The organism is Kribbella kalugense (genome assembly GCF_004365875.1).
Taxonomy (GTDB): Bacteria; Actinomycetota; Actinomycetes; order Propionibacteriales; family Kribbellaceae; genus Kribbella; species Kribbella kalugense.
The window spans coordinates 3444833-3458156 of the sequence record NZ_SODF01000001.1; the positions used below are offsets into that span (position 1 = coordinate 3444833).

Consider the following 13324-nt stretch of genomic DNA (forward strand, 5'->3'; position numbering starts at 1 on the left):
CTCCGGAGCTGGGGAAAACATCATACGTATGCGTCTGACACCTTGTCGCAAACATCATACGTATGCTAAATCTCGAGTCAGGTCGGGCGTCGGGGGCCGACGACCTTTCCGGCACAGAGGAGTAGGACATGGCAGCAGCGAACCCGTTTTCATCGGATGGCATCTCGAGGCGGCGCTTCGTCGGCGGCGCGGTCGGTGTGGGGTTGTCGGCAGCATCGGCCGGGCCGTTGCCGGCGATGACCGCACACGCGGACCCGGTGCCGGCGTCCGCGAAGAGCGGTAGCCGAGTAGCCCCTGTTTTCAACCCTGATTACAGCAAGCTGATCGGTCGGTCCGATCTCACCTACACGGGAAGAATCACGACCGGCACCCAAGGAATGTCCGTGGCGAACGGGCGGTTCGGTGGGCCAGTCTGGCAGAGCAACAGCAGTACGCTCGTCATGCAGCTGAACCACACGGACATGTTCATGTTCAACGATGCCTCGGCGGCCTCGAAGGACCACCAGAACTCCGGCGGCGGCGCCCTCGGGCGGATCCATGTCGGCTTCGGCACGGACACCGTCTTCGATAGTGCGACGAAGCAACATCTGTCGCTGTACGACGGCACACTGAGCATCGACGGCACCGGAGTTCACGTCGACGTCATCTCCGACACGGACTCAGATGTCATCGCGATCCGGATCACCGACCAACGCGCCACGCCCCAGGCGATCACCGTCGACTTGGCGATGCTGCGCGACGCGAACCAGATCTGGGGCGCCCACAGCGCGATTTCCGCCCTCACCACAGTCGCCGGCAAGGGACACCGGAACGACGCGATCGTGCTGGAGCAGGTTGTTCAGGAGAAGTGCGATACCGGGATCATCGCCAACGACCACTACGTCAACACAGCAGTTGCGGCCACCGTGCAGGGCCGGCAGGTCTCGGCAGTCACCAACAACACCATCGGCAACCGGGCCACCCTGCGGCTGAGTCTGCCTGCACAACAAGGCACCTTCACCGTTGTCGTCGGCGGCGACACCACCACGGACACGCGTCGTACGGCGAAGACCACGGCCGTCGCGAACGTGACCAAGTCTTCGGACTATGCCAAGATCCAGACCCGGAGTCAGGCCTGGTGGCGCGACTTCTGGAACAAGTCGTACGTCTACTTCCCCACGCAGTTCAACTATGAGCAGCGCCGCAACTACTACATGTACCTGGCGGCCATCTCGAACCGGGGCTCCTATCCCTCGAAGTACAACGGCGGTATCTGGATCGGCGAGGAAGACCGTCGGGACTGGGGCAGCTTCTACTGGAACTGGAACCAGGACTGCCTGTATCAGCCGCTGTGGGCGGCCAACCATCTGGATCTGATGGAACCGTTGTTCACCATGCGGCAGGCCGGCTACCAGCAGTACCGGACGGCCGCCCGGCAGATGTGGGGCAGCGAGGGCATCTTCATTGGCGAGACCAACGGCATCCTCGGCTGGGAGACGCTGCCGGACGGTATCGCGGAGGCCATGCAGCAGTACTACACGTTCAAGACCAGCACCCGCACACAGGACTTCACCGACTTCACCATGCGGCGGAACAGGTTCCTGCCTCCGTGGAACTGGAACGTGTTCGGGACGAGCAACAACCAGGCGAGCTACGTCACGCACACCATGATGGCGACCCAGGAGACCGCCGAGTACTACTGGCGGGTCTACTGCTACACCAAGGATCTGCAGTGGCTGCGAAAAGTTGCCTACCCCTTCATCAAGGGCGCGGCGGATCTTTACCGGTCGTACGACGGTCTGCGAAAAGATGCCGACGGCAAATATCACTTCTACAACACCAACCTGCACGAGCACATCTGGGCCGGCAAGGACGTGATCGACGACCTGTCCATGGCCAGAGGTGTCTTCGCAGCTGCGGTGAAGGCTTCGGAGTTGCTCGGTGTCGACAAAGCCAGCCGGCCGTTGTGGAAGGACATCCGCGACAACCTCGCCGCGTACCCGTTGCGCTCCGATCCGAACGCCCTGTGGGCGGCCAGCACGAATCCGCCACTGGCCACGCAACTAGCGACAGACCAGCCCGCGTGGGCTCAGGGCCTACGACCGGCGTACCTGATCAGGGACCTGCACGGAACCGAAAGCCCGATCTTCAAGATGCTCGAGAAGTTCGATGTGCTGAACCTGGAGACGAGAGATCAGGGTCTGGACAACGGCGATTGGGAGATCGCGCTCAACACGTACCTGCACTCTCCCGGCTACCTGAACCAGGTGCAGAATCAGGTCATCGACCGGAACGGCTCCAGCCGTTTCCACGTGGACGCCGCCAAGCTCGGGCGGGCCGACGACATGGTGCCGATCCTGAATACGCAGTACGGCGTCTTCAGCACCTACGGCGAGTTCCCCAACCTGCTGTTCAACCAGCTGGACTACTACTCGGCCGAAGGCTACGGCACGTTCGCCGAAGCGCTGCAGCAGGCGCTCCACCAGAGCCTGAGCCCGACCCCGGTCGCCGACCCGGTGATCCGCGTGTTCCCGGCCTGGCCGAAGGCCTGGGACGCCAAGTACAAGTTGCTGGCGAAGGACGGGTTCCTGGTGTCCTCGGCGATGCAGTCCGGCGACATCCAGTACGTAGAGATCGAATCGCAGCTCGGTGAGACGGCCCGGATCAGGAACCCGTGGGATTCCGACGTGGTCCTGTACCGCAACGGCCGCAAGGCGGAAACGCTGATCGCTACGGAGAACGGTCTGCTGAAGTTCAAGACCGACAAGGGCGAGAACATCGTCCTGGTCAGGGCAGGTACGACGCCCAACCAGTACCGCACCTCCGACGTGGTCCAGCCTCACTGAGAGGTCGACCGGTGAACGGGGAAGTACACGGTGTACGTTTCGTCCCGGATCTCGGCGAGCGGGACGAAACGTACACCCGTGGATCGGCCGACGGTCCGGTAGCGTCCGGGCTGCCACCAACTGTGGTGCCGCTCGCGGTCAGCGGTCAGGAACGACGCCGGTTCCGCGGGGTCGCCGTACAGCGTGGTCTCCTGTTCAGTCAGACCGGCCAGCACGACCGGGCCGTCGAGCACAGCGACCATCTCCGGCCGGTCCGGCAACGGCACAGCGGTCAAGCCTGATGTCACGGTCAGCCGGATGCTTTGGTTGCTCCAGACCCGGGACAAGACGATCCAGCCGTCCCGAACCTCGAACGGAGCCGGCGTCCCGTCGATCTCGAGCGTCGGCGGGCTCGTTGCCCAGGCCGGAACCCGAAGACGGACCTCGAAACTGGACGGTCGCTCGCACCGTAGTTCGACGAGGTGGACGTGGTCGTTCGGCCGGCCGCGTGGCAGCGGCCGTGACAGGAGCTCCTGGATTCCGGCGGCGCCGTAGGCGGTCTGCCGCTGTCCGAGCGCGACGCCCTGCTCGGTGTCCGCCGTGATCGTGAGCTCGACGCGGCCACCGAACAGATCGGTCCAGGACGTGACCGACTCCAAGTACTGGCAGATCGTGATGCCCCGGTCATCGACGTACAGCGCGGCCTCGCCGACCGAGCTCTGTGCCTGGAGCGAGGTGCCGTGACAGCACCAGAAATCTTCGGTCGGCCGGCCCCACGCCTTCTGGCTTCCGGTTGCCAAAGGCAAGAAGTACGCCGGCATACCGGTGTCCGGATGTTGCTGCGCCCAGATCCCGTTGACCAGGTTCCGCTCCCAGTAGTCTCCGTACCGGTGATCTCCGGTCCAGCGGAACAAGACGGCCGCGAGGCGCATCAGGTTGTAAACGAGGCAATGCTCCTGGACGGCGTGCAGACGTGCGGACTGTTCACCGGTCGGCTGCCACACCTCACCACAGCTGCTGCCACCCGTGCAGTACGTTCCACGGGAGCTCACCGCAGAATCCCAGAAGGCTTCGACGATGTCTCGCCAGCGTTGCTCCCCCGTCACCTCCCAGGCCCGCGCCGCCCCGAGAATCTCCGCGATCTGGGTGTTGGCGTGCTTGTTGGTCAGCACGCCCGCACCAGCGAGGAGAGGCTCGAAGAACCGGCGCCGGTCGTACCGGGCGATCAGATCGGCGTTGATGCCATCGCCGGTGAACGCAAGAAGGTCCGCCCAGACCTCCAGCATGCCGCCTGTCTCGCGGTCGAGGATGTCGTCGAGCTGCTGGCGGGACAGCCCATCGGTCCAGGCGTGGAACCACCCGGCGAAGGCGGAGGCGACCTCGAGCGCCTGTTCGTTGCCGGCGATCCGGTACTGGTCGAGCAGACCCATCAAGGTCTTGTGTACGACGTAGTGCGGAGCCCACACCGCGCGACCCGTGGCCAAGCGATCGAAGTACGTCGTCGGAACCGAACCCGCCCACTGCCCGCCGTTCGCCCGCTGGCAAGCTGCGAGCTCGTCGACGATCACGGCGGCCCGGGCCGCCACCTCGCGGTCGTACTCACCGACCCGTGCCGCCGCCGAGAGCCAGTGTCCGAGGATGTGGCCGCGCAGCTCGCAGGTCGGCGCTTCCCATCCCCAGTGCCAGGTCTCCGGACCATCGGGCGCGACACCACCGACTGTCGTCCCGAAAGAGCCCGAGTAGCTCCACAGCCCGGCCTCAGCCCGGTAGGGCCGCAGCAGGTTGTCGGCGCTGAGGCCGCGAAGGTAACGAGCATTCAGCAACCATCGGTCCCTGGCCGGACCCTCCGACAGTGTTGTCCGGCCGCCTGAGGCGCGGACTGTGCGGAGCACGTCAGGCGGGTCGGACGTCGAGGGCGAGGCAGTTGGCGGTGGTGAGGGGTGGGGTTTCGGGGAGGCGGGCTACCAGGATTCCCTCGGTCTGGTCGAAGGGGATCGGGCCGTGGCCGAGTAGGCGGACGCCGGTTACTGTCTCGTGGTCCGCGAGGCTGCGGATCACTGCGCGCCGGTCGTCGGGCCAGGCGAGTTGGAAGGCGTAGACGGTGTCGTCCCGGCGGGTGAAGCGGTAGTCGGAACCGGTCCAGCTGACCCGGTCTTCGGTGAAGCCCTTGATGACAACAGTGGAAGGGCCCTCGCCGAACACGCGGAACGGTCTCGTGCCGTAGATGCCTTCGCCGCAGACCTTCGTCCAGGCGCCGAGCTCGTCGAGCAGTTCCGAGCATTCGAGGTCGATCGTGCCGTCGGGCTGTTGCGGCACGTTGAGCAGGAGGTTCCCGTTCTTCGAGACGATGTCGACGAGCAACTCGATCACGTGGCCGGCCGTCTTGTAGACGTCGCGGACGTTGTAGAACCAGTCGCCGACCGACGTGTCGGTCTGCCAGGGCAGGGGCTGGATGTCCGGCGTCTGACTCCGTTCGATGTCCATCACGCCGACCACGCTCACCTCGGGCCGGCGGTCCTTCTGCTGGTAGACAGCACGATTCGTCCCATGGATCCGTGCACTGGTGTTGTAGAGGTGGGCAACGGCACCCAGACCGGGCTTGTAGTCGGCCTCGCCGAACGGCAACGGGCCGTCGGAGTACAGGAGATCCGGCTGGTACCGGTCGATCATCTCGGTGACTGCCTCGAGCCAGTGGGCGTGCCAGGCAGGATCCTGGGAGTACCACGGGTCCTGCAGCCAGTGGTCCTCCGCAGGCAGGAGACTGGCGTTGTCGAGGTACAGATCCCGGTAGGCCGGATCGGTCCCGTCGTACGGCACGCCGGCGAGCCGCCCGTGCTTGTCGCTGCCCTTGTTGACCGCGAACCACGTCAACGCGGCGCCGAGATGCTCGGTGATACCGAACGGCAGCCCGCGCTCGTCGGCGGCGGCCTTCCACAAACCTACGATGTCCTTGCCTGGCCCGACCTTGACCGAGTTCCAAGGGTTCACCGACGACTCGTAGTTGAAGAAGTTGTCGTGGTGGACGGCCTGCGCCACGAAGTACCGGGCGCCGGCCGCCGCGAAGCGATCCATCAGCTCCTGCGGATCGAATCGCTCCGCCTTCCACAGCTTGACGATGTCCTTGTAGCCGAACTCGGACGGATGCCCATACGTGCGGACGTGGTAGCGGTACTGGTCGCTGCCCTGCCGGTACATGTGACGCGCGTACCAGTCGCCGTACCGCGGCACCGACTGCGGTCCCCAGTGCGACCAGATACCGAGCTTCGCATCACGAAACCAGTCGGGGCATTCGAACGTGGTCAGGGACTCGAAGGTTGCGTCGAACGGCACTGGTCGCTCCTCGTCGATGGTGGGAAGGTGGACGACTTACTTGTTGGGCACCTTGTCGTAGGCGGCCTGCTGGATCTCCAGGTACCGCTTCAGGCCGAGGCCGTCGAGACCCTTGACGTAGGCGTCCCAGTCGGAGTCGAGGTTCTTCGACCCGGTGATGAACTGCAGGGCGTTCTGCTGCGTGTAGTTCTCGATGTTGGTCTGCAACGTCGAGACCTCCGTGGCCAGGGTCGGGTCGATCCACACCTTCCAGAACGGGTAGATCTGGGCCTTGTCCTCGTGGCCGGCGTACAGCTTCGTTGCCTCGAACAACCGGCGCTCGTAGCCTGCCTGGGAGTAGAGGTCGGTGCTGATCGCCTCGGAGCTCCGGAAAGTGGCGGTGTTGTTGTACTGCGCCAACGCACCCCAACCGGAGTTCGGCGGCTTCGCACCGACCTTCTGCGGGATCTGCTTGAAGATCGGCTTCAGCGACTTGTCGAGTGCGACGTCCGCGGTGCCCGGCTTGGTCCAGGTCTTGCCTTCGGTGCCGAACTGGCCGTTGATCTGGCCGGCGTCGGTGAAGATGTAGTCGAGCAGCTTGATCGCCGCGATCTGCTTCTCCGGCGTCGCCTTGTTCGTCAGCACGAAGGTGGCGCCGGGCACGCTCGGGAAGTTGTAGCCGGTGTAGTTCGCGCCTTCGGGCCCGGTCAGCGGCGGTACGGCGTCGTACTGCTTGTCACGCCCGTCCGGCGAGCCGGTGGTCACGAACTCGCCCGGGTGCAGCACAGTCGCGGAACCGAGGATGACCGAGCCGGCATGGTTGCCCTGCTGCGACAGGGCGTCGGGGTTCTGCGTGAACGCACCCTTGTCGATCAGACCCTCCTTGTAGAGGGAGTTCATGTACCGCAGGCCTTCGCGCCAGCCGTCCTTGTTCGCCTGGAGATCGACCTTGCCGTCCTTCAGCACCAACGTCGAGTTGTTGTTGCCGCTGGTGCCTTGCGGGTCGTAGATGAAGGCGTTCATGAAGTACGGGATCAGCACGTCCCGTACGTCGGCGCTCAGCGGGATCTCGTCCGCCTTGCCGTTGCCGTTCGGGTCCTGGGTCTTGAACGCCTGCAGGACCTTGCGCATGTCCTCGGTGGTCTTCGGCTGCTCCAGACCGAGCTTCTTCAGCCACGCCGAGTTCATCCACAGCTTGTCCTGGTACGAGCAGTGGAAGCAGTCCACCCACTGCGGCATACCGTAGATCTTGCCGTCCGGGGCCGTTGCCATCTCCTTGTAACCCGGAGACGTGTCGAGCCCCTTCTTGATGTTGGGCGCGTACTGGTCGATCAGCTGGTTCAGCGGTACGACGACGCCCTGGTTCGACAGCTTCAGCAGATCCGCCTGGCTGAACTGGTCGACCCACGGGATCAGCAGGTACAGGTCGGGATAGTCGCCGCTGGCAAGGGAGATCTGCCGCTTCTCCTTCGCCGGCCCACCGTCGAACGTCGTGGTCTGCCACTTGATGGTGATGTTGAACTTCTGCTTCACCGCCTGGGTGAAGTCGTTGGTGGCCAGGTTCCAGTCGGCCGACTGGGGTGCGAACACGTTCAGCGTGACCGGAGGATTCCCGGTGATCGTGGGCAGCGGCTTGCCTTGGGTGTCGTCCGATCCGCCTCCCGAGCAGGCCGCGAGCGCGAGTGACAGGAGGCTCAGCCCGACGATCGCGGCCTGCCCCCTCTTTCCGAGGTGTAGAGACATGTGTTCCCTCACAGGGGTTCGAGATGCTGCGGAGGATCAGCCCTTGACGGCGCCGATCAGGATTCCCTTGGTGAAATAGCGCGCGACGAACGGGTAGATGAGCAGCACCGGCACACTCGCGACCACGATCAGCGAGTACTTGAGCAGGTCGGCCAGCTGCTGACGCTGCAGCATCACCGAGGCATCGACCGCCCCACCGCCGGTCGTGTTCAGGATCAGGATGTTGCGCAGTACCAGCTGCAACGGGAACAGATCCGGGTTCTTCAGGTAGATCAGCGCGTCGAAGTACGAGTTCCACTGCATGATCGCGTACATCAGCGCGACCACCGCGATCATCGGTTTGGCCAGCGGGATCACCACCGACCACAGGAACCGCAGGTCGCCGCAACCGTCCAGCTGCGAGGCCTCCACCAGTTCCTCCGGGATCGCGGTCCGGAAGTACGTGCGGGCGATGATCACCTGCCAGACACCGATCGCCTGCGGGATGATCAGCGCCCACCGGGTGTCGAGCAGACCGACCGACTGGACCACCAGGTACGTCGGGATCAGGCCGCCGGTGAACAGCATCGTGAACAGGATCAACGTCATCACGACATTGCGGCCGACCAAGGTACGGCGCGACAGCGGATAGGCGATCGCGATCGTCATCGTGACACTGACGATCGTGCCGACCACGGTGTAGAACAACGAGTTCAGGTAGCCCTGGATGACCTGCGGGTTCTCGAACACCGCGTGATACCCACGCAGCGAGAAGTCCACCGGCCAGAACAGCACCCGGCCTCCCGACACCGCCTCGGGACTGCTGAACGAGCTCGCCACGATGTACACCAGCGGCAGCAGCACGACCGCGAGAAGCACCGCCAGCAGCAGGTACACGCAGAACATGAACCAGCGGTCGGTGCGCGGCTCACGGATCCTGCGCGCACGCGCAGCACGACGCTCGTCCCTCTTGCCCGGCAACGTTCTGACTTCAGTTTGAACGCTCATGACCACAATCCGTTCCCGGTGATCCGCTTGGCGATCGTGTTGACCATCAGCAGCAGCCCCAGGTTGATCACCGAGTTGAACAGGCCGATCGCGGTGGCGCCGCTGAAGTCCGCGTTCAGCAGACCCGTCTTGTACACGTAGGTCGCGATGATCTCGGACTGGCTGAGATTGAGCGGGTTCTGCAGCAGGAACGCCTTCTCGAACCCGATCGCCATGATGTTGCCGACAGCAAGCACAAGGATGATCACGGCCGTCGGCATGATGCCCGGCAGATCCACGTGCCGGATCCGCTGCAACCGGCTGGCCCCGTCGATCTTGGCCGACTCGTGCAGCGCCGGATCGATCCCGGAGAGTGCGGCCAGGTAGATCACCGCGGAGTACCCGGTCGTCTGCCACACGTCGGACCAGACGTAGATGTGGCGGAAGTAGTCCGGGTTGCCGAGGAAGTCGATCGCCGGTACGCCGAAGAAGCCCAGGCCCTCGTTGACGATGCCGAGCCGCGGCGACAGCACCAGGATCGTCATCGACACGACCACAACGGTCGAGATGAAGTACGGCGCGTACGTAACCAGCTGCACGGTCCGCTTGAAGATGCCGTTGCGGACCTCGTTGAGCGCCAGCGCCAGGATGATCGCGATCGGGAAGCTCGCCGCCACGGTGTAGACCGACAACACGAAGGTGTTCTTCACCAGGGTCCAGAACACCGGGTTGTGGAAGAACAACTCGAAGTTCTGCCAGCCCACCCAGGGACTCCCCCAGATGCCCTTGATCACGTTGTAGTTCTTGAAGGCCAGGACGGCGTTCGACATCGGGATGTACTTGAACACCCCGAACCAGATCAGCGGCACCACCATCAGCAGGTACAGCGTCCAGTGCCGCCGGAGGCTACGCCGGAAACCCGTGATCCCGGGTCGCTCCCGCCGTCGCTTCGGCCGGACCGGTCGCTCACCAGCAGGGGGCCGGAGAGTTGTCAGCGTTGCCATGAAACCTCCTCGTCCAGGCCGTCGTAGAATTGATCCCATGAATTTCCCGGATCGTAGCGCCAGAGTCGCGCGTGGTCCATACTGAACGGCACCAAAGATGGAGAAACGTCCCATCTATCTCGGATCAGTGAGGATCGCCATGGCACGCATCACCTCGGTGGAGGTCATTGATGTCCGCTTCCCGACCTCGCTGACCAGCGACGGATCCGACGCGATGAACAAGGACGGCGACCACTCGGCGGCGTACGTCGTCCTGCACACCGATGACCCGTCGTTGTCGGGATACGGGTTCACCTTCACCATCGGCCGCGGTAACGACCTGTGCGTCGCCGCGGCGAAGCAGCGCGCCGTCCCACTGGTGGGTCGAGACATCGACGAACTGTGCGGCAACCTCGGCGGTATCTACCGGGAACTACAGTCGGACAGCCAGTTGCGCTGGCTCGGCCCGGACAAGGGAGTCATCCATCTGGCCCTGGCAGCGGTGATGAACGCCGTGTGGGACCTGGCCGCTCGAAGGGCCGGCGTACCACTGTGGCGGCTGCTGTCCGACATGTCACCCGAACAGCTCGTCGAGGTCGCGGACCTGCGGTACCTCACCGACGTACTGACTCCGGAACAAGCTGTCACCCTGCTGGAGCGGCAAGAACCGGGCCGCAAGCAACGAATCGCCGAACTCGAGGCATCCGGCTACCCCTGCTACACCACGTCGGCCGGCTGGCTCGGCTACTCCGACGCCAAGCTCCGCAGACTCTGCGAGGAAGCCGTTGCCGCCGGCTACAACCATGTGAAGCTCAAGGTCGGCGCCGATCTGGCCGACGACATCCGGCGCTGTGGAATCGCCCGCGAGGTGCTCGGGCCGGACGGGAACCTGATGATCGACGCGAACCAGGTCTGGGACGTGCCGCAGGCGATCGAATGGGTCAAGGCACTGGCCGAGTTCGACCCGCTGTGGATCGAGGAACCCACCAGCCCCGACGACATCCTCGGACACGCCGCGATCCGCAAAGCGGTGGCCCCGATCGGGGTCGCCTCCGGAGAGCATGGGATGAATCGGGTCCTGTTCAAGCAGATGTTCCAGGCCGGTGCGCTCGACTACTGCCAGCTCGACGCGGCCCGTCTCGGCAGCGTGAACGAAGTACTCGCGGTCTACCTGCTCGCCGCCTGGTTCGACGTACCTGTCTGCCCGCACGCCGGCGGTGTGGGTCTGTGCGAACTCGTCCAGCACCTCGCGATCTTCGACTACGCGGCCGTCTCGGGAAGCCTCGACCGCCGCGTGGCGGAGTACGTCGACCACCTGCACGAACACTTCGTCGCCCCCTGCGTGATCCGCGACGGTGCGTACTTGCTTCCGGACGCGCCGGGCTACAGTGCCGAGATGTACATGGAGTCACTACGGACCTACCGATTCCCGGACGGGGCCTACTGGGCATCCCGCGCGGACAGAGACCCTCTTCCATGACCACCGGCAAGCTGGCCCAGCCGTCTCGCGCCCCCGGCGTTTCACAGACCGACGTCGTCGTCGAGAGCATCCGGCAGATGATCGTCGAGGGCCGGCTCCGGCCGGGCGACCGGCTGCCGGTCGAAAAGGACCTCGCCGCGGCCTTCGGCGTGTCGAGGAACCCGCTGCGCGAAGGGGTCCGCGCGCTGTCGATGATGGGAGTTCTGGAGACGAGGCAGGGTGACGGCACCTACGTCACCACGCTGGATCCGTCGATGCTGCTCGCACCGATCGGGTTCGTCGTCGACCTGCAGGACGGCAGTGGGACACATCATCTGCACGCGGTACGCCGGGTCCTCGAGACCGAGGCCGCTGCGCTGGCAGCACGACAGATCGCACCGGCAGACCTCGAGGCCGCCGCCGAACTGTTGCGCCACAACGAGTCCGAACTCACTCTCGCCGAGCCCAACCACGAGACCGTGATCGAGAACGACATCGCCTTCCACCGCATCATCGCGAACGCCGCCGCCAATCCGGTGCTGACGGCGCTGATCAACGCGCTGGGTGGACGAACGATGCGCGACCGGCTGCGCCGATCCATCTCCCAGCCCGGCGCCGACGAGACCGCCCACCGTGAACACCTGTCGATCCTTGCCGCACTCACCGCCCAGGATCCCGACCGGGCACGCACCCGGATGGCCGCCCACCTGTTCACCGTCGAGGACTACCTCCGCGACGAAGCGCCGTAAGACGGCTCGCGGCACGATATTCGTTGCTAGCAGCAACTACTGCCCCTGCGATCGGGGCCTGTTGACAGGGGCTGACCACCGGAGGATGGTGGGGCACCTCATGGAGTAAGCGGTGTTCACCTCAGCGTGTCGCCGAAGGCAACAAATCACGCCGACGCTCGTCAAGATCCTGGCAAGGCACTCGGCCAGATGACATCCGCCTCCCGACTACGGCGCTCCAGCAAGGCGTAGCACTGTCCGTCGTTCCGACGACACAGCCGACCGCGAAGCCCACATTCTTCCTGCGCCCTGCCATCGGAGGGTGCGGCGGGGCGCAGGAACGTGCGGCGATCGACCCCGGAAACGGCGCTGCGGCAAACGTGTCGTAACGATCTGCATGCCATTGTCACTGAGAGTGCGTCGCTACTTATACGGGTCGTGCCTACACTCTCAGTGAAGCTCTGCGCATACCGGCGATCTCGCCGGCCCAGCACAGGCGCCGCCGGGTAGCCCGGATACAGAGCGCACCGAAAACGCAGAAAGTTCCACCAGCAGTAAATTGCCACGGGGGCATTGATCTTGTTCAATTCATGCATTTCTCCGCGGTGGCTCCGCGCGCCTAAAACAACGCCTTGAAAACTAGGGACTAATTGCCCAGTGCAACCACCAGGATCCTGGTGTACGTTGCAAATGAGCGTGACTATCAGTCAAACGTTCATATTTCAAGGAGAAATGCCATGGCAAATCGAATCATTGTCCGCCGTGAGAACTCTCCACCAGGCGGCTTCCAGACGGGCCCGGCGCGCGCCTGCCGGCGCGGTCTGCTCGGGGTCGCCGCGGTAGCTGCCCTCGCCTGCGGAGGGGCGGGAGTCGCAGCCGCCGTACCGGGTGTCGGTTCACCTGGCTCGACCGAGGCCAACGTGGCCGTCAGTTCCGCGATCGCGCTGACGGGACTTACCCCGAGCTTCACCCTCACGGGCGTCCCCGGCGCAACCGTGACCGGGCTGGGCGCGGTGACGATGAACGTCGCCACCAACAACCTGGCCGGCTACGCGGTCACGGTCGAGAGCGCCACCGCGACCATGGCTGCGGGCGCTCCCACCAACCTCGATTCGGTGCCGATCGGCGCGCTGTCGGTCCGGGAAAGTGCGACGACCAACTACGCCGCCCTGAGTAGCACCGTGGTGCGGACCGTCCACACCCAGAGCACGCGGTCGATCGAGGCCGGCGACACCATTTCCAATGATTACCAGGTCGTCATCCCGTTCGTGAATGAGGACACCTACACGGCGACCTTGAATTACATCGCCACCACGCTGTAAATCCGCCTCC

9 protein-coding genes are annotated in these 13324 nt (G+C 64.5%); 4 read left to right on the forward strand and 5 right to left on the reverse strand.

Annotation, left to right across the window (positions count from 1 at the left end):
• Positions 1–128: 128 nt before the first annotated feature.
• A complete protein-coding gene (locus EV650_RS16140) occupies positions 129–2825 on the forward strand; it encodes a glycosyl hydrolase family 95 catalytic domain-containing protein (RefSeq protein WP_134119562.1) in 2697 nt (898 codons plus the stop codon).
• On the opposite strand, the gene EV650_RS16145 is transcribed toward EV650_RS16140, so the two are convergent.
• The 5 genes from EV650_RS16145 to EV650_RS16165 are packed head-to-tail and all read right to left on the reverse strand — an operon-like array spanning position 2819 to position 9826.
• Positions 2819–4696, reverse strand: coding sequence for a beta-L-arabinofuranosidase domain-containing protein (locus EV650_RS16145; RefSeq protein ID WP_134119563.1), 1878 nt, complete (start codon positions 4694–4696; stop codon positions 2819–2821). The genes EV650_RS16140 and EV650_RS16145 overlap by 7 nt on opposite strands.
• 1 nt (position 4697) lies before the next feature.
• Positions 4698–6134 carry an alpha-L-fucosidase gene (locus EV650_RS16150; protein WP_202874543.1) on the reverse strand — a complete coding sequence of 479 codons (1437 nt, stop codon included), beginning with the start codon at positions 6132–6134 and terminating at the stop codon, positions 4698–4700.
• A 36-nt stretch (positions 6135–6170) separates the two neighbouring features.
• Positions 6171–7856 (reverse strand): type 2 periplasmic-binding domain-containing protein, encoded by a 1686-nt coding sequence (locus EV650_RS16155; protein WP_134119565.1) that lies wholly within the window; start codon positions 7854–7856, stop codon positions 6171–6173.
• Between the two features lie 36 nt (positions 7857–7892).
• Entirely contained in the window at positions 7893–8843 is a 951-nt protein-coding gene (locus EV650_RS16160; protein ID WP_134119566.1) for a carbohydrate ABC transporter permease, read from the reverse strand.
• Complete coding sequence (locus tag EV650_RS16165) at positions 8840–9826, reverse strand: ABC transporter permease (RefSeq protein ID WP_134119567.1); 987 nt, start codon at positions 9824–9826, stop codon at positions 8840–8842. The genes EV650_RS16160 and EV650_RS16165 overlap by 4 nt, the downstream gene beginning before the upstream one ends.
• 139 nt (positions 9827–9965) lie before the next feature.
• Here EV650_RS16165 and EV650_RS16170 point away from each other — a divergent pair, with 139 nt between their 5' ends.
• From EV650_RS16170 to EV650_RS16180, 3 genes are all read left to right on the forward strand, one after another.
• The gene (locus tag EV650_RS16170; RefSeq protein ID WP_134119568.1) at positions 9966–11285 is read left to right on the forward strand and encodes an L-fuconate dehydratase; all 1320 of its coding nucleotides are present in this window, start codon (positions 9966–9968) and stop codon (positions 11283–11285) included.
• On the forward strand, positions 11282–12013 hold the full coding sequence (locus EV650_RS16175; RefSeq protein ID WP_134119569.1) for a FadR/GntR family transcriptional regulator: 732 nt from the start codon (positions 11282–11284) through the stop codon (positions 12011–12013). The genes EV650_RS16170 and EV650_RS16175 overlap by 4 nt, the downstream gene beginning before the upstream one ends.
• A gap of 716 nt (positions 12014–12729) precedes the next feature.
• The gene (locus EV650_RS16180; protein WP_202874545.1) at positions 12730–13314 is read left to right on the forward strand and encodes a hypothetical protein; all 585 of its coding nucleotides are present in this window, start codon (positions 12730–12732) and stop codon (positions 13312–13314) included.
• The last annotated feature ends 10 nt before the right edge of the window (positions 13315–13324 follow it).

What these genes read in the sequence shown, in the direction of transcription:
- EV650_RS16140 (WP_134119562.1), top strand. Translation starts at nt 129, where the DNA reads ATGGCAGCAGCGAACCCGTTTTCATCGGATGGCATCTCGAGGCGGCGC.
- EV650_RS16155 (WP_134119565.1), bottom strand. Translation starts at nt 7,856, where the DNA reads ATGTCTCTACACCTCGGAAAGAGGGGGCAGGCCGCGATCGTCGGGCTG.
- EV650_RS16160 (WP_134119566.1), bottom strand. Translation starts at nt 8,843, where the DNA reads ATGAGCGTTCAAACTGAAGTCAGAACGTTGCCGGGCAAGAGGGACGAG.
- EV650_RS16165 (WP_134119567.1), bottom strand. Translation starts at nt 9,826, where the DNA reads ATGGCAACGCTGACAACTCTCCGGCCCCCTGCTGGTGAGCGACCGGTC.
- EV650_RS16170 (WP_134119568.1), top strand. Translation starts at nt 9,966, where the DNA reads ATGGCACGCATCACCTCGGTGGAGGTCATTGATGTCCGCTTCCCGACC.
- EV650_RS16175 (WP_134119569.1), top strand. Translation starts at nt 11,282, where the DNA reads ATGACCACCGGCAAGCTGGCCCAGCCGTCTCGCGCCCCCGGCGTTTCA.
- EV650_RS16180 (WP_202874545.1), top strand. Translation starts at nt 12,730, where the DNA reads ATGGCAAATCGAATCATTGTCCGCCGTGAGAACTCTCCACCAGGCGGC.